At 62.6% G+C, this 25,399-nt stretch carries 23 protein-coding genes; 15 read left to right on the forward strand and 8 right to left on the reverse strand.

Going from position 1 to position 25,399, the window contains the following annotated elements:
* Nucleotides 1-231: 231 nt before the first annotated feature.
* On the forward strand, nucleotides 232-963 hold the full coding sequence (locus SJY18_RS06625; protein WP_396668803.1) for an LPXTG cell wall anchor domain-containing protein: 732 nt from the start codon (nucleotides 232-234) through the stop codon (nucleotides 961-963).
* Between the two features lie 202 nt (nucleotides 964-1,165).
* Here the strand turns inward: SJY18_RS06625 and glmM are convergent, their stop codons facing one another.
* Genes glmM through rplM form a run of 3 tightly spaced genes read right to left on the reverse strand, consistent with a single transcriptional unit; the run spans nucleotide 1,166 to nucleotide 3,489 of the window.
* The gene (glmM, locus tag SJY18_RS06630) at nucleotides 1,166-2,524 is read right to left on the reverse strand and encodes a phosphoglucosamine mutase (RefSeq protein WP_396668804.1); all 1,359 of its coding nucleotides are present in this window, start codon (nucleotides 2,522-2,524) and stop codon (nucleotides 1,166-1,168) included.
* A 7-nt stretch (nucleotides 2,525-2,531) separates the two neighbouring features.
* Nucleotides 2,532-3,014 (reverse strand): 30S ribosomal protein S9, encoded by a 483-nt coding sequence (gene rpsI, locus SJY18_RS06635; protein ID WP_337338467.1) that lies wholly within the window; start codon nucleotides 3,012-3,014, stop codon nucleotides 2,532-2,534.
* A 28-nt stretch (nucleotides 3,015-3,042) separates the two neighbouring features.
* On the reverse strand, nucleotides 3,043-3,489 hold the full coding sequence (gene rplM / locus SJY18_RS06640; protein ID WP_337338466.1) for a 50S ribosomal protein L13: 447 nt from the start codon (nucleotides 3,487-3,489) through the stop codon (nucleotides 3,043-3,045).
* A 196-nt stretch (nucleotides 3,490-3,685) separates the two neighbouring features.
* On the opposite strand from rplM, the gene SJY18_RS06645 reads away from it, so the two are divergent.
* Entirely contained in the window at nucleotides 3,686-4,642 is a 957-nt protein-coding gene (locus SJY18_RS06645; protein WP_396668805.1) for a glycoside hydrolase family 6 protein, read from the forward strand.
* A 105-nt stretch (nucleotides 4,643-4,747) separates the two neighbouring features.
* Entirely contained in the window at nucleotides 4,748-5,716 is a 969-nt protein-coding gene (locus SJY18_RS06650) for a response regulator transcription factor (protein WP_396668806.1), read from the forward strand.
* Here SJY18_RS06650 and SJY18_RS06655 read toward each other — a convergent pair.
* A complete protein-coding gene (locus SJY18_RS06655) occupies nucleotides 5,713-7,221 on the reverse strand; it encodes a glycosyltransferase (protein ID WP_396668807.1) in 1,509 nt (502 codons plus the stop codon). The genes SJY18_RS06650 and SJY18_RS06655 overlap by 4 nt on opposite strands.
* Before the next feature lie 209 nt (nucleotides 7,222-7,430).
* On the opposite strand from SJY18_RS06655, the gene SJY18_RS06660 reads away from it, so the two are divergent.
* Genes SJY18_RS06660 through SJY18_RS06670 form a run of 3 tightly spaced genes read left to right on the forward strand, consistent with a single transcriptional unit; the run spans nucleotide 7,431 to nucleotide 11,351 of the window.
* Nucleotides 7,431-8,522: a hypothetical protein gene (locus tag SJY18_RS06660; RefSeq protein WP_396668808.1), complete on the forward strand. Its 1,092-nt coding sequence runs from the start codon at nucleotides 7,431-7,433 to the stop codon at nucleotides 8,520-8,522.
* Nucleotides 8,522-10,162, forward strand: coding sequence for a sensor histidine kinase (locus SJY18_RS06665; protein WP_396668809.1), 1,641 nt, complete (start codon nucleotides 8,522-8,524; stop codon nucleotides 10,160-10,162). Before SJY18_RS06660 ends, SJY18_RS06665 begins: the two co-directional genes overlap by 1 nt.
* Entirely contained in the window at nucleotides 10,155-11,351 is a 1,197-nt protein-coding gene (locus tag SJY18_RS06670) for a hypothetical protein (protein WP_396668810.1), read from the forward strand. Before SJY18_RS06665 ends, SJY18_RS06670 begins: the two co-directional genes overlap by 8 nt.
* Here SJY18_RS06670 and SJY18_RS06675 read toward each other — a convergent pair.
* The 4 genes from SJY18_RS06675 to SJY18_RS06690 form a co-directional block, all read right to left on the reverse strand.
* Nucleotides 11,338-11,940: a hypothetical protein gene (locus SJY18_RS06675; RefSeq protein WP_337338459.1), complete on the reverse strand. Its 603-nt coding sequence runs from the start codon at nucleotides 11,938-11,940 to the stop codon at nucleotides 11,338-11,340. The genes SJY18_RS06670 and SJY18_RS06675 overlap by 14 nt on opposite strands.
* Before the next feature lie 103 nt (nucleotides 11,941-12,043).
* Nucleotides 12,044-12,796, reverse strand: a complete 753-nt coding sequence (locus tag SJY18_RS06680; protein ID WP_396668811.1) for a type II CAAX prenyl endopeptidase Rce1 family protein — start codon at nucleotides 12,794-12,796, stop codon at nucleotides 12,044-12,046.
* Nucleotides 12,797-12,831: 35 nt separating this feature from the next.
* The gene (locus SJY18_RS06685; RefSeq protein ID WP_396668812.1) at nucleotides 12,832-13,386 is read right to left on the reverse strand and encodes a hypothetical protein; all 555 of its coding nucleotides are present in this window, start codon (nucleotides 13,384-13,386) and stop codon (nucleotides 12,832-12,834) included.
* Nucleotides 13,387-13,570: 184 nt separating this feature from the next.
* On the reverse strand, nucleotides 13,571-14,395 hold the full coding sequence (locus tag SJY18_RS06690; RefSeq protein ID WP_396668813.1) for a lysostaphin resistance A-like protein: 825 nt from the start codon (nucleotides 14,393-14,395) through the stop codon (nucleotides 13,571-13,573).
* A gap of 34 nt (nucleotides 14,396-14,429) precedes the next feature.
* On the opposite strand from SJY18_RS06690, the gene SJY18_RS06695 reads away from it, so the two are divergent.
* From SJY18_RS06695 to SJY18_RS06735, 9 genes are all read left to right on the forward strand, one after another.
* Nucleotides 14,430-15,044 (forward strand): low molecular weight phosphatase family protein, encoded by a 615-nt coding sequence (locus tag SJY18_RS06695; RefSeq protein ID WP_396668814.1) that lies wholly within the window; start codon nucleotides 14,430-14,432, stop codon nucleotides 15,042-15,044.
* Nucleotides 15,045-15,074: 30 nt separating this feature from the next.
* Nucleotides 15,075-16,547 carry a polysaccharide biosynthesis tyrosine autokinase gene (locus tag SJY18_RS06700; protein WP_396668815.1) on the forward strand — a complete coding sequence of 491 codons (1,473 nt, stop codon included), beginning with the start codon at nucleotides 15,075-15,077 and terminating at the stop codon, nucleotides 16,545-16,547.
* Nucleotides 16,547-17,485 (forward strand): hypothetical protein, encoded by a 939-nt coding sequence (locus SJY18_RS06705; RefSeq protein WP_396668816.1) that lies wholly within the window; start codon nucleotides 16,547-16,549, stop codon nucleotides 17,483-17,485. The genes SJY18_RS06700 and SJY18_RS06705 overlap by 1 nt, the downstream gene beginning before the upstream one ends.
* 180 nt (nucleotides 17,486-17,665) lie before the next feature.
* Complete coding sequence (locus SJY18_RS06710; RefSeq protein ID WP_396668817.1) at nucleotides 17,666-19,219, forward strand: sugar transferase; 1,554 nt, start codon at nucleotides 17,666-17,668, stop codon at nucleotides 19,217-19,219.
* A 52-nt stretch (nucleotides 19,220-19,271) separates the two neighbouring features.
* On the forward strand, nucleotides 19,272-20,375 hold the full coding sequence (locus SJY18_RS06715) for a glycosyltransferase (RefSeq protein ID WP_396668818.1): 1,104 nt from the start codon (nucleotides 19,272-19,274) through the stop codon (nucleotides 20,373-20,375).
* A gap of 620 nt (nucleotides 20,376-20,995) precedes the next feature.
* Nucleotides 20,996-21,415: a hypothetical protein gene (locus tag SJY18_RS06720; RefSeq protein WP_396668819.1), complete on the forward strand. Its 420-nt coding sequence runs from the start codon at nucleotides 20,996-20,998 to the stop codon at nucleotides 21,413-21,415.
* A gap of 505 nt (nucleotides 21,416-21,920) precedes the next feature.
* On the forward strand, nucleotides 21,921-22,523 hold the full coding sequence (locus tag SJY18_RS06725) for a nitroreductase family protein (protein ID WP_396668820.1): 603 nt from the start codon (nucleotides 21,921-21,923) through the stop codon (nucleotides 22,521-22,523).
* Nucleotides 22,520-23,734, forward strand: a complete 1,215-nt coding sequence (locus tag SJY18_RS06730) for a polysaccharide pyruvyl transferase family protein (RefSeq protein ID WP_396668821.1) — start codon at nucleotides 22,520-22,522, stop codon at nucleotides 23,732-23,734. The genes SJY18_RS06725 and SJY18_RS06730 overlap by 4 nt, the downstream gene beginning before the upstream one ends.
* Nucleotides 23,735-23,738: 4 nt before the next feature.
* Nucleotides 23,739-25,025, forward strand: coding sequence for a hypothetical protein (locus SJY18_RS06735; RefSeq protein WP_396668822.1), 1,287 nt, complete (start codon nucleotides 23,739-23,741; stop codon nucleotides 25,023-25,025).
* The last annotated feature ends 374 nt before the right edge of the window (nucleotides 25,026-25,399 follow it).

The raw sequence follows: 25,399 nt of genomic DNA on the forward strand, positions 1-25,399 counted from the left end.
GTGCTCAAACTGAGCGAAACCTTGGACAAACCCGCGCCAAAGCGATTCGTGCGCGCCGGTCGAGGGGCTAAAGTTCGCTCGACTGCCTCCGCAGCGCCCTTCGTCGAGTTGCTGTGCCGCTATCTGCTAGCGTGGTGGGCAGGAGAGGGCGCTGTCGCCGTCGTGATGCGCCCTGCCGCGCAGTCCTGCAAGCCATCACGATTTCTCCGTCATCATCTTTGGGGAGATCGCATGAAAACTCGGGTCAAATACGTTGCCGCAACGGCCGCTCTTGCGCTTGGCGTCGGCGCACTTATCGCCGCTCCGGCTCTCGCAGCCGGTATTGACGAGGTCAGCGGTGTTGCCACCGTGCGACTTGACTTCTCCAACTCGGGTTCGGTTGACGTCACGGTAAACACCCAGAACACCTCTGACGTGACTGTCTATGGCTGGGCAACGGTGAATGCCCCCGATGGCACTCCCTACGACTTCGGCCCGCGCACCTACTACCCGGGTGAGACGTGGACCTACTCCACCACCCTGCAGGGCTACGACTGCGACGACCTCCCCCTGGCGAGCGCAATCGCGTACGCCTCGACAACTCCGCAGGGTGAGCCCGAGTGGACCTCTGGTCTGGTGTCCTACCCCAATCCGGCGATCACCGTGATCGGATGCCCGACACCCTCACCGACGCCAACACCGACTCCCACGCCGACGCCGACACCCACGCCGACTCCGACTCCGACTCCGACTCCGACTCCGACGGTGAGCCCGACGGTCACGCCGACTCCGACGGTGAGCCCGACGGTCACACCGACACCGACGTCATCGGTGACGCCCACCGCAACGCCGACGCCCACCAGCGGCGTTTTGCCCGCCACGGGCAGTGACAACGCCTGGCTGGTGCCGTTTGGCGCGCTGGCAGCGGTCGGCCTGTTCGCCGGCGGCTCGATGCTCGTGACCTCTCGCAAGCGCCGCGCATAGTCTGACGCGATAGTCGAAGGGCACGCTCTCTACTGAGAGCGTGCCCTTCGTCGTTGCTACTCGACACCGCCGACACGAGCGCGCGCCGAACGGCGTACAACCCAACAGCGTCAAGTCATGGCCAAAGAGCACCCGCCCCCAGCGACCAGCGCTCAACAGCGCGAGCGACCTACAGCGACCAGCGCCGCACAGCGCGACCGACCTACAGCGCGAGTCGGTCCGCCACGATAGCGGCGAGGCCCTCGGCGATTTCGGCGGCAACCTCAGCCGATTCTGCTTCGACCATCACGCGCACCAGTGGCTCGGTGCCCGAAGCGCGCAACAGCACGCGGCCGGTCAGCCCGAGGCGTGCCGTGGCTTGCGCTACGGCGTCTTGCACGACCTCATCTGTCTTCACTCCGTCGCGGTCGACGTCGCGCACATTGATGAGCACCTGCGGAAACACCGTCATGACCGAGGCGAGCTCTGCCATCGTCTTGCCGGTGCGGGCCATCTCTGCGACCAGGTGAAGCCCGGTCAGCAGGCCGTCGCCGGTGGTGGCGAACTCGCTCATGATGACGTGCCCAGACTGCTCGCCGCCCAGCGAGTAGCCACCTTCGTTCATGCGCTCGAGCACATAGCGGTCACCGACCGCGGTCGTCTCGACACGAATGCCGTGGGCCTGCATGGCGCGATGCAATCCGAGGTTGCTCATCACCGTGGTGACGAGCGTGTCTTCGACAAGCGCGCCGCGCTCTTTCATCGCGACAGCGAGAATTGCCATGATCTGGTCGCCGTCGACCACGTTGCCGGCAGCGTCAACGGCCAGGCAGCGGTCGGCGTCGCCGTCGTGGGCGATGCCGACATCGGCTCCCGCGGCAACGACGGCTTCTGAGAGCACATTCAAATAGGTCGATCCGACACCGTCGTTGATGTTGAGGCCGTCGGGGTCAGCACCGATCACGGTCACGCGGGCGCCTGCGTCGCGGAAGGTTTCGGGTGACACTCCCGATGCGGCGCCGTGCGCGCAGTCAAGCACGACGTGCAGCCCGTCGAGGCTGTGTGGCAGCGATGCGAGCAGGTGCACGACGTAGCGGTCTTCTGCGTCAGCGAAGCGACGAATGCGTCCGACTGCGGCGCCGGTGGGCTGCAGTTTGTCGCCGCCCATGGCGGCTTCGATGCGCTGCTCAACCACGTCGGGGAGCTTCACACCGCCGCGGGCAAAGATCTTGATCCCGTTGTCGGGGGCGGGGTTGTGCGAGGCAGAGACCATCACACCGAAGTCGGCGTCGATGTCTGCGATCAGGTACGCGGCGGCAGGGGTCGGCAAGACACCAGCATCCAACACATCGACACCTGATGAGGCGAGCCCTGCTTCGACTGCGGCAGAGATGAATTCGCCCGAAATGCGGGGGTCGCGCGCGACGACGGCGGTGAGGCGTTTGCCTTCAGCGCGACGTGCGTCGGCGGAACGACCCTGGCCCAGCACGACAGCAGTCGCCTGGGCCAGGGAAAGCGCGAGTTCGGCGGTGAGGGGGCCGTTGGCCAGCCCCCGCACGCCGTCCGTGCCAAACAGCGGCATCGAGCGCTTAGCGCTTCGAGTACTGAGGAGCCTTACGCGCCTTCTTGAGTCCAGCCTTCTTGCGCTCCTTGACGCGTGCGTCACGCGAGAGGAAGCCAGCCTTCTTGAGGGTGGCGCGGTTGTTCTCTTCGTCAACTCCGTTGAGCGAACGGGCGATGCCAAGACGCAGTGCGCCGGCCTGACCCGAGGGGCCACCACCCGAGATGCGTGCGATCACGTCGTACGCGCCGCCGAGCTGCAGAACCGTGAACGGGTCGTTGATCAGCTGCTGGTGGAGCTTGTTCGGAAAGTAGTCTTCGAGCGTGCGCCCGTTGACGGTGATGGTGCCCGAGCCGGGAACGATGCGCACGCGGGCAATGGCCTGCTTGCGACGGCCGACGGCTGCACCGGGAACGCTGAGCACGGGGCGTGCTGCAGCTGCTTCGGCAGTTTCGTCAACCGGGGTCTCGGTCGAGTAGTTGGTTTCGGTGGTTTCTTCGATCTTCGCCACGAGTTAGTCCTTAGTCAGTCTTCGGCGCTTACTGGGCGACCTGGTCGAGGGTGTACGTCTTGGGCAGCTGAGCCGCGTGAGGGTGCTCAGCACCGCGGTAGACCTTCAGCTTCGTCAGCTGCTGGCGCCCGATGCTGTTCTTGGGGAGCATGCCGCGAACGGCCTTCTCCACAGCGCGAACCGGGTTCTTCTCGAGAAGCTCACCGTAGGTGACCGACGAGAGGCCGCCCGGGTAACCCGAGTGGCGGTACGCCTTCTTCTGCTCGAGCTTCTGGCCCGACATGGCGACCTTCTCAGCGTTGATGATGATGACGAAGTCACCCGTGTCAACGTGGTTTGCGAAGGTGGGCTTGTGCTTTCCACGCAGAAGCGTGGCGGCGTGCGATGCGAGACGGCCCAGAATGATGTCCTGTGCATCAATGATGAGCCATTCGCGCTGGATCTCGCCAGCCTTGGGGGTATAAGTGCGCGTCACAGTAGTGCTGCTTTCTTGATCGAACGGAGAGGTTCGTGAATCCCACTCCGGGGGGTTTACGCTCGAAGCACGAGGGTAAACGCACCAGTGGAGGGCTCACGTTCGCGGCACCTAGCCAGCATGACAAAGGCACCAAAGGGAGAGCTTACGCTATATGCACGCCACGGCCAAACCGCGACGCGAGCGACGCCCGCGCGTGAGCATCATCATCGGCGCGGTGATCGCCGCTGTGCTCGTGATGCTGATCGGATTGGGCATCAGCGTGGCCAACTTGACTGAGCCCGCACCACCGTCGCCGGGCGAAGCGCTGCTGGTCGACGAAGACAGCAAAGCGCGAACTGCGTCGATGCTCGAGAGCGATCCTGATGCGGTGGCGGCTGCCACCTATCTTGCCGATGTGCCCACTGCGATCTGGCTCACGCCCGAGAGCTATCCGCTCGAGTCGGTGCGCGAGCTCACCTCAGAGCTACTCGGCGAGGCAAAGCGGGCGGATGCTGCCGCCACCCTGGTCATCTACGGTTTGCCCGAGCGCGATTGCGGTCAGTACTCGGCGGGCGGCCTCGACCCCGAAGACTACGCACTGTGGACCGAGCAGATCGCGCTCGCGCTGGCTGACTCTCCCGAGGTGAAGACGATCATCGTGCTCGAGCCCGATTCGCTGGCTCTCGCGCCCGAGTGTGGCAATGTTGCCGAGCGCATCGAGCAGCTGAGTGGCGCGACCGACGTTCTCATCGGCGAGAACGTATGGCTCTATGTCGACGGGGGCCATTCCAATTGGCTGCCGGCGTCTGAGATGGCAGCCATGATCAGTCAGATCGGCAGTGATGGCGTGCGCGGGTTCGCCACGAACGTCTCCAACTACAACAGCCTCGATGACGAGGTGCGCTACGCCGCAGAATTGTCGGCGCTCTTAGATGGCGCACACGCTGTGGTCGATACCTCGCGAAGCGGAGCGGGATCGACCGGCGCGTGGTGCAACCCTCCCCGCCGGCTCATCGGCGAGGCGCCTGCGACTTACGGCGACGACGTCGTCGACACCAATCTGTGGGTGAAGCCCCCTGGCGAAAGCGACGGCACGTGCAACGGCGGCCCGGCCGCCGGAGACTGGTGGCCGGCAGCCGCCGTCGAGCTGACTCGCCAGGTAGTTCCATGATGACGCCCCAGACAGTTCCTGGTCTGTGCAACAATTCAACCTCGAACAACTGTCATGTTTCTCGAAAACTCTGCCGATCCCCACGGTGAGATAGGACCCCCGCGAATGACTGAAGTTCCTTCAGAAACACGCACAGCTGTGATCATCGAAGATGATCCCGGCTTGCGCCACCTATTGAGTGAGGTGCTCGAAGCCGCAGGGTTCTCAACCGTCTCAGTCGGTAACGGCATCGACGGCATTCGTGCCGTGCTCTCGTACAAGCCGATGATCACAACGCTCGACGTGAACATGCCCGGCATGGACGGCATCGAGGCTGCCCGCCGCATTCGCGAGCAGAGCGAAACGCACATCATCATGATCTCGGGCCTTGGCGACGAGGCCGACATCGTCATGGGTCTCACCGCTGGCGCTGACGAGTACCTGATCAAGCCGTTCCGTCCACGTGAGTTTCGCGCGCGTGTTGAGGCTCTCATGCGTCGCCCGCGGGCGACGCTTGCGGTGCAGCCGCCGTCGATTCGCACCCAGGAGACGGCTGGCCCGTCTTTCCCCACGCCACGCACTGCGCCGACCGCACCCCCAGCGCCCACACGACCCGCCGCGCCGGTGGCGAACGAGAACGCGGAGTGGGTGATTGCCGAAGACTCCTCCGATGCCGTGTGGGAGGGCGATGAGTCGCCAGCAGCTGACGCCAACGGCGCACATCTGGCCGAGGGCGATTGGCTCACGCACCGCAATCTGCAGCTCGACGTCGATAGCCGCATCGTCCTGATCGACAACCGAGAGATCGATCTCACCCGCACCGAGTTCGATCTACTGGCTGCTTTGCTTCATTCGCGTCGCCGCGTGCGCAGCAAAGCAGATCTCACGCTGCTGTTGCGCGGTGAGTCCTATGTCACGTCGTATTTCGTGGGGGATGCTGATAAGCGCGCCATCGAAGCGCATATGACCAACCTGCGGCGCAAAATCGGCGACAGCCCCACACAGCCTCGATACATCGAGACCGTGCGGGGCGTCGGTTATCGGCTCACGGCCGAACAGGCATCACCGCAGCGCGACGGCCAACTGGGCGCTTAGACCTTGTAGCCGTGCTGGCGGCGGATCAGGCGCAGGAACATCTGCAGCGTCTGCAGCACCGTGACTACTCCGACGATCGGCCAGCCGATCCATAGCAGGGTCGACTGCGCAGCCGGGCCGAGCATCATCCACACCGCGGCGACGGCGGCCAGCACGGCGATGGCGATGAACAGCGGCATCCAGTGCCCGAGTCCGCCCGAGCCCTTCTCAGCCTTGGCCTGCATGGCCCAGTTGTCGACCTTCTTCTTTGACAAGAACCTGGTCCATGCGCGAATGAAGTGCGCCATTCTGATCCACATATACATCTCGGCCGGCACGAACAGCAGCGCGAAGAGTATGTCTTTGTAGGTGCGCGAATACATGGTCATCGCCATGCGCAGGTTGAGCAGAATCGCGACGATCACCGGAATCAGCCAGATTGGCGAGAAGACGAAGGCGTTCAGTGAGAGCGAGCCAGCGAGCAGCAGCGCGAACGCGAAGCGAACGAAGATGTTCGTGAGCATGCCGAGGTTCTCGAACCAGCGAATGCGCAGGTTGGGGTGGAATGGCTGTCCCTTGGTGTCGCCGCGCTGCCCCGGCCACATCAGCTCGATTGCGCCGTACGTCCACTTCACCTGCTGGGCGTCGAGGCCGCGAAGCGTGGTCATGCCACCCACGTCGGCGCGCGACACGGGGCTGATCTTCGTGAGGTAGCCCGCGCTCTTGATCTGCAGCGAGAGCAGCGAGTCTTCGACCTCACTGTCTTTCACCCACGGTGTCGACTGGCGGTTCTCGACCATGACCTCGCGCAGCGCTTGGGTGGCGAACAGCGAGAACTGACCGCCGAGAACGGCCATGTTGCGGCCGCGCAGCAGGTTCTGCAGGTTGAACGCGGCGAACTGCGAGCGCTGCCCGGTGATCAGAAACGACGCGAGGCCTTTGAACTTCGAGTTGTCGATGCTGTAGATCGCCGAGATGCCGCCGATGCGGGTGTCTGCGATGATCTCGGTCTCGAGGTTTTCTACCGCGTGGATCTCGGCGATGGTGTCACCGTCGACACCGAGCAGGTAGTCGTAACCCTCGACGAGCGCGTAGCCGTAGTTGAGCGCACCGACCTTCTTGTCGGGGTTCTTTCCGATGTCGTGCACGAACACCTCGGTGAACTGCTCACCGAGCGGCGTCGAGACCTCGTGGGGCCCCGCATACTTAGCCGCGATGGCAACCGTGCGGTCGCTGGTGTTGTTGACCACCACGTGGATCACGTCGGGCACGCGGGTCTGCGCCAGCAGGCCTTCGATCACCTCGGCGATTGACTCTTCTTCGTTGTACGCGGGAATCACGCAGCCAATGGTCGAGCGCTGCGTCGACGCGTGATCGAAGACTGATTCGAAGTCTTCGGGAAAAGCGTGATCGTCTTCTTCGACCGGCGGCGGCGGCGGTGTCGCCTTGTGACGTGAGCTCGATCGTGAACGCAACGCCAACTCGTTCTTCGGAGCAACCGCATTCGTGGTGATGTTGTCAGTCATGACGTGATCTTTCGGTTAGAGAAGCCAGCGCCTTGGGGAAGCCAGCTGTTCAGAAAAGTGTGTCGCGGCAGAAATTGCCGCTGACCACGATCTTGCTATGCTGACGTGCACGTAGCATTCGTTTTTCGCCGATACGCCCCCAACAAACCCCCAAGGTTTCCTCAAGGCGCTTCGGGTCAGGCGCCAATTGAGACCGCGCGGGGGCGTCGATGGTCACGATCTACACGATCGCACTCACTGCGGCTTGTTGCGCCGCGGTGGCGCTGGTGGTCATTTCTGAGCGTGGCGCCCGCCCCGTCGGCTCATCGTGGGTCAGCGTTTCCACGCTCGCTCTGCTCGCCGGCACGTCGGCGACGCTGTCAACGCTCGCCTACGCCATGGCAGACGAGAACTCGCAGAATCTGCTGCCGCTCGTGATTGCCGACGTGACGATGCCGCTTTCGGTCGGGCTGCTCGCCGCCGCCATGCGCCGCGCCACCGCAAAGACACACACCTGGGCGATGTGGTTTCTGCTGGTCTCGCTGGGCGTCGGTGCGCTGACGGTCTATGTCTCGGTCGACGCCAGCTATTACGTCAAGCTGGTCGCGCTGTCGACGTTCAGCCTCATCGCGGCGACGGCTTGCTATCAGGGTCGAGAACACCTGCCGCGACTTGGCGCACTGCTGGTGGGCATCACGGTCACGGTCTACGGCGTGTACTGCGCCGCCCGCCTCATCGTGCCGCTCTACGTCGGCAACGATGACTTCTACGTGCAGTTGCTGCTCACGCAAGGGCCCGCGACGATCGTCGCTGCGATCACGGTCGCGGTCTCGGCCGCGGGCATGATTCTCATCGTTCGCGGTGTGAACCCCGACGACGCAACGCGCATCGTCAACACGCGCGCCTTGACGGATTGGATGGAGGCGCTGCTGGCGATGAGCCCGACCGTCACCACCATCGGCATCTCTATTCCTGACGCCCAACTGCACCGCACCGCTTTCGGCCGCCCCTGGGCGCTGGCCATCACCCACGCGGCGACGACCGCGACGCTCGAGGTCATGCCCTCGGGCGCGATCATCGGCCGAGTGGCACCGAACACGCTCGTCGTCTTGCACTTCGGCGGCACCACACTCGATGTTGATGTGATCAGAGAGCGGCTGCAGAAGTCCTACGCTGAGATGATGCCGCCCACCGCCCCCACACGACCACCCGAGCTCGTGGTCGAGCGCGCGGTCTTTTCGTCGTCTGCAGAGTTGCGGCGCTTCGCCCGGCAGTCACGAGCCATCACTCGTCGCGCCATGTCTTCTGAGAGAGCGCGATAGTGGCAGAAATTCGGCGTCTTGAGTCACGCACCAACTCCATCTGGCTGTCGCAGCTGCTGCTCGCTGTCGTGGTGGTCGTCATCGTGCTGCTCGTGCAAGCCGTTGAACCCGAGACGATGGGCGAGTGGACGTTCTCGGTGGGCGTCTCGGCGATGGTGATCATCACCGCGCTGGCGCTCATCGTGCCGTGGGGTCTGCTGCCCTCGTGGGCAGCGCTCAGCATTCCGTTTCTCGACATCATCGCCGTAGGCACGATGTCGGCGCAGACCACGATCGACCTCGCCTACCTGTGGGCTTTTCCGGTGATCTGGATCGCGACGCACTACGGATTCGTCGCAATCGGCTCGGCCCTCGGCGTGATCGCCATCACCGTCGTGATGAGCGAGATCGGCTCCCCCGGCACGGCCGATGCCACGCTGCGGGTGAGCGTTATCACCCTCACGCTCACGTTCATCGCGATCAGCACCCGCCTCGCGGCGCAGCAGACCAGAGCGTTCAAGAGGCTGCTGGTGCGAGAGGCAAGCAAGCTCAACGACGCACTGGCGCGCGCGAAGCGGCAAGAACGCAATGCCTCACAGATGCTCGAGACCATCGACGTGGGCATCGCACGAATCTCGGCTAACGGCGAAGTCGACGAGTTCAATGACACCTACCGCTCGCTGTACGGCATTCGTGCCTCCGACCTGACGGCCCCGCCCTCGTCGGTCGAATACGACGCGCTGCGGGGTGCGCCCGTGCCGGCGGCGAACCGTCCGCTGCAGCGTGCGATGCGCGGCGAGCAGTTCGACGATGCCCGCACCTGGCTGTTCACCGCGTCAGGCGTGTGGCACGCCCTCTCGCTCACGGCGCGCTCGGTGCCGAGCGATGACGGCTCAGACACCCGACACGGTGCCCTGCTGATCGCTCACGACATCACCGCGATGCTGCGCGCCGAGAACCTGCGACAGACGCTGACGGCGCGCATCTCACATGAACTGCGCAACCCACTCACCACGGTTCTCGGGTTCTCAGAGATTCTGCTCGATGACGAAGACCTGCCAGCGCGTGCGCACAAGCAGATCAACGAGATCAGCATGGCGGGCCAGCGCATGCTGACGCTGTCTGAGGCCATTCTGCAGTCGGGTGCCTCTGCGCAGAAAGACGAGTTGGTGATGGTGCCCACCGACCTGTCGAAGGTCGTCACGCAATCGGTCGATTCGTTCGAGCCGATGGCGGGGTCGAAAGCGGTCGCTGTCGAGTGGTACCCGCACGCCACGACCTTCGTGCTGGGTGATGCCTTCCGCTTGCGTCAGTTGGTCGACAACCTGCTGAGCAACGCCATCAAGTACACCCCGAAGGGCGGCAAGGTGATGCTCTACGTGACCACCACCGACGACGAGGTGCTGCTGAGCATCAGCGATACCGGTTCGGGCATGACCGCCGAAGAGGTCGACCGCATCTACGACCCCTACTACCGGGCGCCGGGAGCCGTCACGAGCGAAGTACAGGGCACCGGTTTGGGCATGGGCATCGTCAAGTCGCTGATTGAGCAGCACGGCGGCAGCCTGTCGATCGAGAGTGAGCCCATGCGCGGCACAACGATGACCGCATCACTGAAACCAGCACCGGCAACCACTGAGGCAGGTGTGCAAAGTGCTTAATTCTGGCGAATTTGCCATCGCGCAGACCACCGTGGTCACGACGTGCGTGATCCTGATGACCTGGCTCGGTCTGGTCGGTCGCTCTGGCCGCCCCACCATGCTGTGGACGCTCGGGCTGTTCTTCTCTCTGCTCGGCGTCTATGCCTCGTACGCGGGCACTGCTCTGGGTCTCGATACTGTCGTCTTGCCCATGGGCCAGGCCTTCGGCTGTGGCATGCCGCTGCTGTTGTGGTCGGGTTTGCGCGCACTGCATCGAAAACGCGCTTATTCGTGGGCGGGCCCCGCGCAAGCCCTTGTGACCTTCGCGGTACTGATGGCGACCGCCGGCTCTGAGTTCGGCGCATTCGCCTTCCGCACGGCGTTCTTCGCCACCGGAATCGCGCTCGCCGTGCTCGCCATCGAAGCGATGAGCGGCGACACCCGCGGTTCGCTCTATACTCCGCCTCTCGTCGCGGCGTGCGGGCTGGTCTTTTTCCTTGCCACTGTCGGCTTCGTGCTTCCGCTGGTGACGGGCAACACTCTCGTCGAGCTGGGCGACGTCGTATTCACCCGTGTCAGCATGATGATCTGGACGATGTTCATCATCACGGCGACCGTCACGCTGCTCTTCTACGCCAATCGGCGCCCTGGGGCGCTTGACACTCTCGAGGCGCTCGACGCATTCATGCCCCAACCGCTCATGCGGGGCGTGGCGCGTGAACGGTTGGCTCGTGCCAGGCACAGAGACGAAAGCGACTGGACCTTCATCGAACTGTGTCTTGACGATCTTGACGATCTGCGCGATGCGAGCAACGGCTGGTCATTCCGCGCACTCGTCTCGACCTTCGAGACGATCATCATCCAAGAGGTGCGCGCCGAGGCTGACCTCAGCCGCGTGGTGCCCGGTCGGGTGCAGATTCTGGTGGCAGAGTCGGCCGCGTCGACCCGCGAGCGCGTGCGCCTGGTGATCAACCGGCTGTCTGAAGAAGCCTCGGGCGTCGCCAACGTGCGTGTCTCTGCCAGCGCTGGCATTGTGCCGGTGGTGGTCGGCACAGACACCTACGACGAACTCACTGCGCTCGCTCACGACGCCGTGCTCGAGGCGCAGGGTCAGGGTGGCGACCGGTGGGTGCGCCTGCCCCCGCGCGACAGCCGACAGGCACCCGCTACGACGACGATTGCGATACAGCCACCCGCTACGGCGCGATAGCGACGGTGAGCGTCTCTGAGGCGGTTTGCTTCGCATAGTCGCTTGAGGTCGGCGTCGACTGCACCAAGAACTCATACGTGAACTGCAGGGTCACATAGGTGGCGCCCTCGGGCACCGCACCGACCATGAAGGTCTGCGTATAGCTGTAGGGGTCGATCACGAGATAGCCGGGGCTGGTCGTGGCCGAGTCGATCTGTGCGCTGAGCGGGTCGAAGGTTTCGGTGGCCGATGCGGGCGTGGCGATCATGGTGGCACGCTGCAGATACACCGACTGGCCGTCGTCGGGGGTGATCTCTGTCGTGAGCGACACCGACACCGGCTTGAGCACGCCCGCATTCCACTGATCCATCGACAGCGTTGACCAGTAGTCGATGCTGACGTCAAGCGGGCCGGCAACCATTTCACGCGCGGTCGAGCCTGAAGAAAGATCGTTCGGCACCGGCTGCTCGGCTGTTGCCGTGGGTGTCGGTGTGGGCGTGGCGGTGGGTTCAGACCAGGGCGGGGTGAACGAGCTGCATCCGGTCAGTCCGAGCGTGAGCGCCGCCAGCACAGCGGTGGTTCGAACGGTGGCGCGGGTCGTGCGAGTCATATGCGGGCCCTTGATCGGTGGGGAGGTTTGGGGGTCACAGCCGGGATCTTTCTCTTGGCCATAGTAGACGTGCAACGGTCTGGCGCGTTGACGAGCCGGCCGCTCAGGCGAGCAGCATGGCCACGCCGAGCGTATTGAAGAGTATGTGCGCGCACAGCGCTCCGCCCAGTCGCCCGGTGACGAACACGAGTGTGGCGCACCCGATTCCCACCGCCGCGGTGCCGACGAGTGTTCCAACCGGCATCGTCGCGCCGGCGACAATCGGCCCGATCGCGTGAATCGCGACGAAGCTGACGGTCGAGACGGCAACCACCACAACACCAGCGATCACGCCGCGCGACCCGAGCAGGTCGCCGAGCGATCGTTGCAGCAGGCCGCGAAAGAAGACCTCTTCAACCACGGGCGAGATCAGCACGGCTGTCGTCAGCGCAACGACAATAGCGAACACGTTGACGGGCGCGCCGAGTGGCCCGGCGCTGAAGAACCCCGATGAGCCGGGCACGGTCGGCGCCACGATTTCTACCGCCGCGCGCGCGGCCAACGCGATCGCGGCGCCGATAACGAGGTCGAGCGCGCGCCACTGGCGCAGGCCAAGAGCAGACAAGAGGGTGGATGCTGCAACGCGCCCCGCGAGCACCGCGGCCGCGATCATCGGCGCACTCAGCACAACAACGTCGGCGATCGCTATAAGAGAGGCATCAACCTGCCATCGCAGCCGCACTGACGGCCACCACGCGATCAGCGCCGCCGTCAGCGTGAACCCGGCCACGGCGATCGCCAGGGCGAGAGCCGGTCGCGCATACGCAGCGTGCGCCGCCTCAGCAGTACCCGCACGAACGCGAGAAACCCCGGGCACCTGGGTGCCCGGGGTTTCTCGGTGGTTCGTTATGTTCAGACCTGCGAAGCCGAACGGCGACGTGCAACACCGGCTGCGACGGCGATGCCGCCGAGGCCGAGTGCGCCAGCGCCGAGCCAGAGAGCGCCGAGCGGTGCGTCGCCACCCGTTGCGGGCAGCGCGTCTTCGTCACCGGTTGCGGGCAGCTCTGAGCCGTCGGTTCCGACGCCAGAAGTAGCGAACGACGCGGCTGCAACAGCGTTGCCGTCTGCGTCATAGCCGGTGAGGGTGTACGAGCCTTCGCTTGCAACGGTGACGGTGACGTCGACCGAGCCGTCAACGACGGTCTTGGCGACACCAGCCGACGTCGTCGAGGTGAAGACCATCGACGCGAGCGTGGCACCGCTGGCGTTCTCACCCGTCAAGACGAAGGTCAGGGTCTGTCCGTTGAAGTCAGCCAGGCCGTCAAAGGTGAAGGTGACGGGAGAGCCGACTGAGATGATTCCCGGGGCCGAGGGGCCAACGGGGGTGTAAGCGGCAGCCGAGGTTGCGGCTGCGCCAGAGAAGACGAGGGCGCCGGCGATTGCCAGGGCGGTGAGTGATTTTTTCATGTATGTGTGCTCCAAATGATCAGCAAAACCGGGTGCGGCGCGGGTTGACTGCTGCTATCAAGACCTTGGGGATCTCCTGTGCAACTGTACAGAGAAACCCCTGACTAAAGCGAATCGCCAAGGTTTCTAGATTGTTACGTTTTGGGGTTTGGCTCGCAACCGCGAATCTACGCGAATATGCAGATCACGTCCAGAAAGTGCCCACGAGCGCGAGAACCACGAAACTCGCGTTGAACACCAGGTGAACGAGCACCGCGCCCCAGATGCGTCCGGTCAGCATTACGAGCAGCGAACACACCAGTCCGACGAGTCCGATCGACAAAATCACGCCGGTGCCCAGCTGCGCGGTGAACGCATGCACGAGCATGAACACAGCGCTGCTCACGATCACGGCGGTCACCCCGGCGGCGACCCGACCGACCGGCCTTCGCAACACCGTGTAGACGCTCACCAGCAGCACCGCGCGAAAGAAGAACTCTTCGAGCAACGGCGCAACGAGCACCGGGCCCAGCAGATCGGTCACCAGCCACTGGCTGCCCAGCGACCCGTCAAGGGTCGTATAGCGCGGAAAAGCCCCGCTGCCGCCGAGCGCCACTTCGATCCACCCAGCCACCACGCGCAGCGCAACCCCCAGCACCACCGCATACAGCAGATCGACCGCACGAAAGCGCAGCAGCCCCGCCGGCCGCGATCGACTGAATGTCCACACGATCGGCACGGCCATGCCTACCCACAGCAGCACGCCCGATGCGAGCGGCGCCCACGGCGCGTCGACAAGGGTGTCGATGGCAGCGGCACCGAGCGCGAAGAATCCCAACGACAGAAACGCCACGGCGAGCGTGGTTTCGCGCCAGCGGCGCACCGAACGCCCACCTTCGCGCCAGTCGGTGCGTGCCGCCCTGCGGTAGTCGCCGCCCATTGCCGCGGCTTCCGCCTCGGCAGCGCCTCCCTGCGCGCGCAGTTCTGCGCGCGTGAGGGGCTGCTCGACGTCGATAGAGTGATCTGGCACCCGCCCAACCTACCGATCTTCGAAAGGTTCCGCCGTGTTTGAGATCTTGACGGTCTGTACGGGAAACATCTGCCGCTCCCCCCTGGCAGAGCAACTGCTGCGCACCCGGCTCGCCGATTTTTCGCCGCAAGTCACGAGCGCCGGCACGCGGGGCCTTTCAGCGGCCGAGATGACCGCCGAGGCGCAGCGCCTTGCAACAGAGCGTGGTGTTCCCGAAGTGGATGCTGCCGCGCACCGCTCGCGCTTCCTCACCGAACAGCACCTCATCTCCCCCGACCTGATTCTCGCGATGACCCGCGAACACCGCCGCGATATCGCCGAACTGGCACCGTCGCGACTGCGATCAACCTTCACCGTGCGTGAGTTCGCGCGACTCTACGCATCGACGACGCCCGAGCAGATTCGCGCCGCTGCCGACGCCGCCGGCCCGGCCGCGTCCGACCGCGTTCGCGCGATGGCCGCGCACGTTGCTGGGCAACGGGGTCTGGCCTTTCCGCCCGACGATCCTGCCGACGACGACGTGATCGATCCCTACCGCCGCTCGTGGAAGACCTACGAATTGTCGGCCGACCAGCTGGTTCCAGCGATCGACTCCGTGGTCGATGCGATCACCGTGGCTCTGGCACCGAATTCTGTCGTGGCAAGATAGTCCCCAGACTTACCGGCACCGAAAGGCACCATGGAACTCTCTGACTACCTGCGCATTCTGCGCAAGAGCTGGTTGCTGATCGTTGTGGCAACCCTGGTGGGGGTCGGTGCCGCTGCCGCGTATTCACTCACCCGCACTCCTCTCTACGAAGCGCAGAGCACGGTGTTCGTGTCGTCACAGGGTGGCGTCACGATCAGCGAACTGCAGCAAGGCTCTAGCTTCACCGAGTCGCGCGTGACGACGTACACCAACCTCGTCACCACGCCGATCGTGATGAACCCGGTGATCGCTGAGCTCGGCCTTGATGTGACTGCCGCCCAGCTTTCTGGTCAGGTTTCGGCCTCGACCCCGCTGAACACCAGCCTGATCACGATCACGGTGACGGATGCTGATCCCATACAGGCCGCCGACATCGCGAACGCTCTCGGCGCCAGCCTGACGAGCGCGGTTGAGTCGATCGAGACCCCCGCGGGCAGCGACACCAGCCCAGTAAGCCTGACTCGTGTCGAAGACGCGATTCCGCCGCTTTCGCCGTCGAGCCCAAACGTGCCGCTCAACCTCGCGCTCGGCTTCTTGGTTGGTCTCGCCGTCGGTGTGGGTATCGCCGTTTTGCGCGCAGTGCTCGACACCCGCATCCGCTCATCGCGTGATGTGGCAACAGTCACTGATACGCCGATCATCGGTGCAGTCGCATTCGATCCCAAGGCGAAGACGCGACCGCTGATTGTGCATGCCGACCCGCTGAGCCCGCGGGCCGAGTCGTTCCGCGCCCTGCGCACCAACTTGCAGTTTCTCGACATGGGAGGGCGCTCAAGCTTTGTCGTCACCTCAAGCCTGCCAAGTGAGGGCAAATCGACCACCGCGATCAACCTCGCGATCGCACTCGCCGATGCAGGCAAGCGCGTGGCTCTGATCGACGCCGATCTGCGCAAGCCCAAGGTCGCTGAATACCTCGGCATCGAGGGTGGTGCGGGTCTTACTGACGTACTGATCGGTCGCGCGCGCGTCGGCGATGTCATGCTGCCGTGGGGTGGGCGCAGCATGTTTGTGCTACCTGCGGGCAAGATTCCGCCGAACCCAAGCGAGCTGCTTGGTTCGACGCAGATGAAGACGCTGCTCGAAGTGCTTGAGCGCGACTTCGATGTTGTGCTGTGCGACGCTCCCCCGCTGCTCCCGGTGACCGACGGCGCAATCCTTGCCCGCGCAACCAGCGGCGCAATCGTCGTGGTGTCTGCCGGTTCGACCACGACCCACCAGCTCTCGGGCGCCGTCGACGCGCTCGACACGGTCGACGCAAAGATCGCCGGTGTCGTGCTGTCAATGGTGCCGACCCGCGGGCCTGACTCCTACTACTCCTACGGCTACGGGTACGGGTACGGCTACACCGACCAGAAGCCCGAGAAGAAAGCCAAGGGCAAGAAGGGTTCCACGCCTGTCCAGGCTCCCCCTGCTAGCAACACGGGCGAAACCCCCACGCGCGCCGCGAGTCGCGCAGAAGGCTGATGCCTGCGCGCACGCACCACCGAAGCCGCGCCGCGCAGGTCACGGCGATTGTCGCGGTCATCGTGCTCACCATCGGCGTTGCGGCGCTTGCGATGATGGCGCTGACGCAGTCCAAACCAGAGCCCACGACGGCGCTCGTCAACCCGGTGCCGACGTTCACTCTCGGGGTAAATGCTGACGCCGCGACGGCGCCTCCCTCCGCCACGGCGCAAACCGTGCCGGTGTTCGCGCCCGCCGAAGAACGCTTTCTCGCCGTCGATTCCGGTGTGATGTGGCGCGGTGTCGCTGGTGAGTGCGGAACGACCGCCCCGGTCATCGAGCGCTCGACCGACGTCGGAGTGACCTGGGTCGATGTCACTCCGACCTATCGCGAGATCGGTCAGCTCCTCTCTCTCGAGCCATTCGCCGACGGCCAGGCTGAAGCCGTTGCCCTCGTGGGCGCCGGCTGCGAGCCACAGGCGCTCCGCACCTTCACTCAGGGCGAGTTCTGGGAGCCCTATCCCGAAGCACTGGCCAGCGCGACCTACATCTCACCGAACGACTCTGGCGTCATCGTCCTCGCGGGTGTGGAGGTCGAGGCACCGTGCGACGAGCCTCGCGGGTTGCGCACGACTGACGGAAACACCGCGCTGATCTGTGATGGCGCGGTTTACGTGCATAGCGCCGTCCGGCCAAGCGAGACCGGTCCAGATGACTGGCTCGCCGTCGACGCGAACTATGCCGTCACCATCGCCGCCTCATCAGGCTCCATCGCAGTAGCGCACGTGACTGAATCATGCGACGGCTTGACGGTGACAAACTTCTCAGCCGAAGGCATCGCTACCGAACCGAGCCAGTGCGTCGCGGGCGTAGATATTGCTATCCCGACCGCGCTAACCATCGACTCACCCGAGGGTTACACACTGTGGTCAGGAGACTCACCCGTCAATGTCGGCTAGTACGCCCATAGCGCGTCACGCAGCATCTGTCGCGATGGGTCACGCTCTCTGGAAACAGTCCGTTTCGAGCAACTTAACATTCCCGAAACGCGGCCCCGAAATGCCTCCCGATCTGGTCAAGAGCGTCTCCCCCCGCCTGCTAATCTCTTTTCGGGGCCATGATCTACAGGAGCAATACAAGTGACGTCGAATCTAAATATCGACGCGACACCGACGTCGCTCTCAGCGGATAAGTCGCAGACTGGTGCCGTGGACCGTGCGCCGACTGGCGCGACCGTCCATGCAACTGCAGCTCCCGCGCGCGATTGGCGCAAGCGATACGCGCTACGCCTGTACATATCTGACCTGCTAGTTCTCGTCTGGGTGGTCTTTGGAACGCAGATCGCCTGGTTCGGTATGGGAAACGCCGACCTGGCCATGCGTAGTGACGTTCGCATCACCGAACTGTCCTACTGGATCGTCTCCTCGGTTCTCGTACTGCTCTGGCACGGGGCCTTGCGGTTCACTGACTCTCGCGACTATCGCGTCATCGGCGCGGGAAGCGCAGAGTACGTGCGAGTAGCAACCGGCAGTTTCCGCCTGTTCGGGTTTCTCGCGATCTTCGCATTCTTGTTCCAGGTCGACATCGCGCGCGGCTACCTTCTCATCGCGTTGCCGGTCGGGGTACTGGTCCTGATTCTCGAGCGCTGGCTATGGCGCCAGTGGCTTATCGCGCATCGAACTATGGGTGGCTACTCCGCCCGGGTGCTTCTCGTCGGCTCAGAGTCCTCTATAGCGTTCATCGCAACCGAACTCCACCGCAACGTTAGCGCCGGCTATCATGTCGTCGGGGCGTGTGTGCCTAGCGGAATAGTCGCTGCTACCATCCCAGGCACCGAAGTTCCCATCATGGGCAACGTCGATGCTATTGAGCAAGCCATGGCTGTGACAAATGCTGACACCGTCGCAATCACTAGTACCGATGACTTGCCGCCCCAGAAAGTGAAACAGATCTCTTGGGGGCTCGAAGGGGGCAAGCAGCACCTCGTGTTAGCTCCGAGTATCATCGACATTGCGGGGCCAAGGATCCATATTCGCCCTGTCTCGGGGCTGCCACTGATGCACGTGGAGACCCCGCGCTTTAGCGGGGGACAGCGATTCCTTAAGCGCGGGGTCGATGTGATCGCATCGCTAGTGGGCGTCATACTGATCAGTCCGATTCTCTTGGTGCTCGCGCTGCTCGTGCGGTTGTCTGGGCCGGGGCCTATTCTCTTCAGACAAAAACGAGTCGGCTTGCGCGGCAAAGAGTTCACTATGCTCAAGTTTCGCTCGATGGTTGTCGATGCCGAAGCCATGCTGACGGATTTGCAGGGCAAGCGTGATGCTGGCAACGAGGTGCTTTTCAAGATCCGCGACGATCCCCGCGTTACCTCAATCGGCCGCATCATGCGCCGTTTCAGCCTGGACGAGCTACCGCAGCTTTTCAATGTAGTCGGCGGCTCGATGTCCTTGGTTGGTCCTCGACCCCCGCTGATCTCGGAAGTCGCTCTGTACGCAGACCACGTCCACCGCAGGTTTCTTGTCAAGCCTGGCGTGACAGGGGCCTGGCAGGTAGGTGGCCGGTCGAGTCTTTCCTGGGATGACTCGGTACGGCTGGATCTTTCGTACGTCGAGAATTGGTCCCTGCTAGGTGACATCGCCATTCTCATCAAGACCGCTCGCGCTGTTTTCTTGCCCGGCTCGGCCGCGCACTAGTAATCACAGCCCTCCACCGCTTCCGCGCACTCTCTCACCAAGGACTCAATCAATGCCCTCTGTCGCCATAATTGGAACCCGCGGATACCCTAGCTACTACGGCGGGTTCGAGACGGCAGTTCGAAAGCTCGCCCCATATCTTGTCGATCAGGGTTGGGATGTAACGGTCTACAGCAGGCCGGGTGCGACGAACAAGTCCGATCCAACCCGCGACGAACGCGTGCACGTCGTCACGACAAAAGGCTTTGAGCGCAAGTCAATCAGCACCCTTTCCTATGGGCTAACAGCTGCACTACATGCGGCTCGGGCAAAACCGGACGTTGCACTCGTCATGAATGTTGCAAATGGCTATTGGCTGCCGATACTGAAGAGAGCGGGAATCCCAACGCTCGTCAATGTAGACGGGATTGAGTGGGATCGGGAAAAGTGGGGCCGCGTAGCGAAGTGGGTCTTTCGCACAGGCGCGACGTGGACCGCGCGACATGGCGACCGACTTGTGTTCGATTCCGAGGAAATTGCGAGAAGGTGGGCCGTTGACTTTAGCCGCGATGGAGTATTCATCCCGTACGGTGGCGAGGTACCGGAGGAGGCACTCCCCGTCGAACCTGGTCTCGTTCACCGTTCATACGCGCTTATGGTAGCGAGATTCGTTCCTGAGAACACTGTGCCGGAGTTCCTCGACGCCGCTGACGCGATCAGCGAAACCCACGACGTTGTCATTGTGGGTTCAACTGGGTACGGCGGTGATCTGGACGACCAGGTACAAAAGTTGGCTTCACGAAAGCCTCGTGTTCACTGGTTGGGACACGTCAGTGACGATCGCCGACTTAACAGCCTCTGGCAACACTCGGGAGCCTACTTTCATGGGCATAGCGTCGGCGGGACGAATCCTGCGTTGGTTCAAGCTATGGCCTGCGCTGCACCTATCGTCGCGCGAGACACGATATACAATCGTGAGGTCCTGGGAGCCGGGGGCACCTACGCCCAACCAGTCGCTGCCGACATTGCCGGCTCGCTATTGGGCATGCTGGCTAGCCAGACTTCGCAAACAGAGGCCGCCCAGAATGCATTAGCTAGACGAGTCGGAACTTATACGTGGGATTCGGTCAACGCTAAGTATGACGAGTCCCTCGGCGAACTTCTTGCGCGCCGGTGAGTCGTCTCATGCGGAAATTCCGGGAGTCGGGTAGCTTGCAAGGTGCGCAAGCAGTCGCCGAACGCGACATCTATCTAGTCAACCCCCTCGGCGCGGCGCTCCATCACTACACGAGGGAACTTGCTGAGGTGCTTGCACGGGCGGGTTGTAGAGTCGAATCGATTTCGATAGATGAACCGTCCGCAAGCGGGCGCGGCAAGGTTGCTTGGCTCGTGTCGTACTCGAAGATCCTCGCTCGCTCCGCACGGCGTGCCAGGAAAAGTGGCGGCCGGATTATTGTGACCTGGCCGATAGCTGGTTTTCTAGATATAGCCCTTGCAGCCCTCATGGTGCGACGGTGCTCGCTGTCACTCGTCGTTCACGACACCGTGCCACTCGTACGCTCTCTAGGATACGGGCCGACCGCTCAGCGTCTTGCGCGGGTTCTGGGCGTACCTGGCCAGATTATCTTGCACTCCGAACAAGCTGTCTCAGACATTTCGGACGTTCGCCTGCGCAAGTCCTCTGTACTCCTGCCGCACCCCATGCTGGAGCCCAACCGATCAAGCCACCCCCCAACCCGCGGGGAGCGGGTTGTTCGCGTCCTTGGCCAATTCAAGCCTGACCGCGACCTAGATGCGATGCGATCAATCGCAGCTCTGCCACTCGAGAATGTGCGCTACGAGGCGATCGGCCGCGGCTGGCCGCCGATTGAGGGCTGGAATGTTCGTGACGAGTTTGTGAGCGAGTCTGAGCTGGACGTGCTCATCGACACTGCCGACTGCATAGTGATTCCGTACCGTCGCTTTTACCAAAGCGGTATCGCAATTCGAGCCCTCGAAAGCTGTACCCCGATCGTCGGTCCAACAAATACGAGTCTGGATCCTCTCCTTGGCAAGACTTCACGGTTGCTCGTGGCCCCCGGGCAACCGTGGACTAGCGCAGTCCGATTCGCTCTTGAAACGGGCCGTGCGCCCATGGCGCAGATCGCGTCATCGTGGCACGATCGCGCGATTGCGGATTGGGCAGCCTGGGCGAATCATGGGCCGCTCGGGAACTGACCACATTCTCCGTCGGCATTCGGCGATATGAGCACAATCTACGACCGCTACTGCACAGGAATCAGGCATGTCACGACAACACACTTTTCGACAGCGCGGATATGCGACCGCTCGAAGGGGCGTCCACCGTATGAGAGCGCTCGGCTTGGCCTGGGCGGATCACCACCGATACCAGCGCTACGCTGCTCCTGCGGGATATTCGCAGAGCGATCAAAATTTGCGTGCGCTGGTGATGTACTACACACACTCAGTCGAGAAGGGTCTCTCTCGTCGCGACTTTCGCCCTGGCTTCGGGGAGCGTGCGATTGGTTTGCTTGCCCGATCCATGAACGATTGGCATGTTCGCGGGCTCGACGTGCAGGACGAGTTTTTCGTCGCAGCGTGCGAAACCATGAGAGCTTACTTCGACAGACACAGCGCACTTGCGGTTGACGTGAGCCCAAGACTCAACCAGTTCTCTAGAGCAGTTCAACGAGAGATCATGGACGCGCCTCAAGGAGGTGGCGTGAGGGCGCTGCCGAAGCACGAAGCCCACACCGCCTCGTTCCGCGACGTCGCTTCAAGGCGGGTGAGCATCCGTGAGTTCAGTGATGCACCCGTTAGCTACGACGACGTACGCGAAGCGATCGGAATCGCTTCGCTCGCGCCATCCGCCTGCAACAGACAGTCAGCGCGTGTTCATCTGGTAACGGACCCGCAGATTATCGATTCGATCTTGCGAATCCAGGCGGGATTGGGCGGATACCCGCGCCCTCCGATGCTGATTCTGATCACCGGCGACGCCTCTTCATATGTTGAGGCGACTGAACGCAACCAGCCGTACGTCGATGGCGCGCTCTTCGCTATGTCATTGATCTACGCTCTCGAAGACGAAGGTCTAGGTACATGTGCTCTTACCGCCATGCTCTGGAGAAAGCATGAGAAGGCTGTGAGAGATCTGCTCCTAGTGCCGCCATCCGAATGCTTCGTCACCTTTATCGCGGTAGGCCGAGTTTCACAGGGCGCAACCGTGCCCTTGTCCAAGCGCGCGAGTGTTGAGGCGATCACTACCGTGCACGCGTCTCGAGACGAGAGAGCCCAGCAAGGGCAGAGTCGAGAAACTTCATGAATAGCACCGACGACACCACCACGGTAGCGATAGTAAATTTTCATTTCGCACACAATCACGGCGCCGTACTTCAAGCATTGGCGCTTCAAGACCGCCTGCAAGCACTCGGGTGCTCGGTGCGCACAATTGACTATCGCCCGCGAGGGCACGCCCAGCAGTACGCGGTCTTCCCTGACCCTATTGCGAGCGGATGGTGGAAGTACCGCGGTTCTCGCGCGACCGGCCACGGGATTGTGTCATCCGCCAAACGCGCTCTGTCTCGCGGCCTTCGGTCTATCCTTCAGTGGCGCGACCACGAAGCTCGGAGAACGCGGGACGATCTCTTCACCCGCTACGTTACTGAGCATCTCCCCTTGACACGACGCTACACGTCCCTCCGCGCGCTGCGTAGCGATCCCCCGGCCGCAGACTTGTACGTATCAGGAAGCGACCAAATCTGGAATCCCGGAAACACTGGTGGTGTGGATCCCGTCTACTTCTTGGCATTTGGGCGATCAGACACTTACCGAGCGAGCTACGCAGCAAGCCCCTGCGAGCTAGACGTCGCTCTTCACCGCCAACACCTCGAGAACCTCACCAGAAACATGGATTCCGTCTCATTGCGAGAATCTGATCTGAAGGCCGAAATTGGGGTAATCTCCCAAAAACCTATCGATATAGTCGCAGATCCGGTGCTCCTGATGACCGCTGACGACTTTTCACGCTATCGATCGCAGATTGATCGGCCGCAGCGCCCGTACATCGTCATTTACGCGGTCCGGACGAAAGCGACGATTCCGGTCGTCGCGCGATTGGTTCAGGGCCTGCTTCTAAAGCAGTCATACGTGGTCATCGATCTCTCCCTGGATCCCTCCCAGTGGCCGTTTCCAGTTACCCGCCCCAGTAACTTGTCTCCGGGGGCTTTCATTTCGTACATAGCGGAATCCAGTTTCGTCGTGAGCAACTCTTTCCATGCCACGGTATTTTCGCTTCTCTTCGAGCGTGAGTTTGCAGTAGCAACGGAACCGGAAACTGCCCAGCGCCTAAACGAACTGCTGACGCAGACTGGATTGCTTGAACGCGCTTTCATGCCAGACTCAGTCGGCTACGCTCAGCTAGAGCCTCTCCGCTACGAGATGGTGAGAGACAAGATCGAGGCCATGCGGTCCAGCGGACTCGAGTACCTCAACGACATCGTTGGCGCATCCAGGCAGCCTCGTATCGGAGAGTAGAACAATGATCACCCTGATCTGGGCGTTCATGGAGCGGATGGCACCGCGCGCGGGTACTGCATTGTTGATGCTCGCGTTTGCCGCGACAAGCGACCCGACGACAGTTGGATATTATGCCGCCGCTATGACGGGCTATACCGTGCTACAAGCGGTAACAGATGGGGCGGCGAAGCGGATAGCCACGTCAGCGGTTGCTACAGGTGACGGGATTGAGTTCCTAAGGAAGTACCGAATTTGGTACGGGTACGGCGGCACCCTATTCATGCTTATCGTGCTCGTCGTGGTCTGGCTTTGGGGCGCGCCAATCGCAGACGTCGCAACCCTCACGCCGCTACTGGTGCTTCCTGCAATCATGGGGCAGACCGTTGTCCCGCTCGCCCGCCTTCAGCGGGCTGGCATGTGGAAACAGGTGTCGCTGCTGTCCGGGTCCGCGGCGGCGTTCTCGCTGTTGGTAGGGTTCCCGCTCGTACTGACCCTGCACAATGCGCTCGGTTCGGTGATCCAACTCGTCCTTACTGAAGCCATCTTCGCGGTCGGCGTGCACCGAATCGCTCATTCCGTCCTCGGCGTGAATGCGGTGGAAAAAGCAAGTGGTGCAAATTACTTTAGCCAATTCAGATCCGCGGGCACGTTTATCGTCAGCATGCAAGGGCAGTACATGCTAGACCGACTGGCTGTTGGATTCTTCGGCGGACCAGCCGCGCTCGGCGCCTTCAACCTCGGGTGGTCTCTATCCCGCAGCATCACCGACTCACTGTCAACAAGCACTCTCAGCGTCATTCAGTCCCGCACGATCGACGCTCGGCAAAAGAGCCCAGCCGAGATTCGCGCCGTCATCATGGGCGCAATGCCACACGCCCTAGCGATGAGTGCGGCCTCCGTCGGTGTGGTTTGGGTAGCCGCTAGGTTCATCGCCCCCCTCATACTGGGCGAAGAGTGGAACACTATGCTCGCAGTTGTACCACTCATGAGTGCAACAGCGCTACCTTCCCTCTGTTGCTATTGCTTGATTCCCGCGCTCCTGTACTACGAGCGAATGAGATGGGCAACCGCACCGCGCCTCGCAGGACTTGCGCTGTCAATCGGTGTGGGCTGGGCGGTCCAGTATTCGCTTGCCGCCGCGGTTTGGATTGCTCTCTTCCGCGAACTTCTCTCGATGTCGGTCATGATGTTGGGGCTTAGAGAAGTGGTCAACCTACGGATGGTCATGCTGCCACTCGTGTCAACCACGATCGTTTGTGGACTGGTACTTGGCGCCGACGCAATATTGGGAGCTGTCGCGAGCAACTAGTCGGAGTCCGAACCTCGAGCATGCGTGAGGTGAATGCCAAAAACGATATTGACGGTAGAACCGGTCGTACCCGAATGAAGCGACGGCAAGACGGCTGGGTTTCCCACGAGGCTGCAGTTTGGTACGTGGAAATAATCCCATAAACCTGGATCTACTTTTCTGCCACTCTAGCCATATTCATTGTGTCCGCCGCGACAGGGTCGGCCGGAATGCCATACCTCGCGCCGGGGGTGCTTTGTTGCGACCTCGTCGCATATGGGCTGGTACCCGCAAACGTGTTGCCGAACTGCCGTTCTTTCTGATGGCTCCTACTGCAATGTCTGGCTTTCAGGACAGTTGGCAGTATCCGTTCGCCCTGGGAGTGCCACAAAGCG

The organism is Microbacterium sp. R86528, from assembly GCF_044596335.1.
Lineage (GTDB): Bacteria > Actinomycetota > Actinomycetes > Actinomycetales > Microbacteriaceae > Microbacterium > Microbacterium marmarense.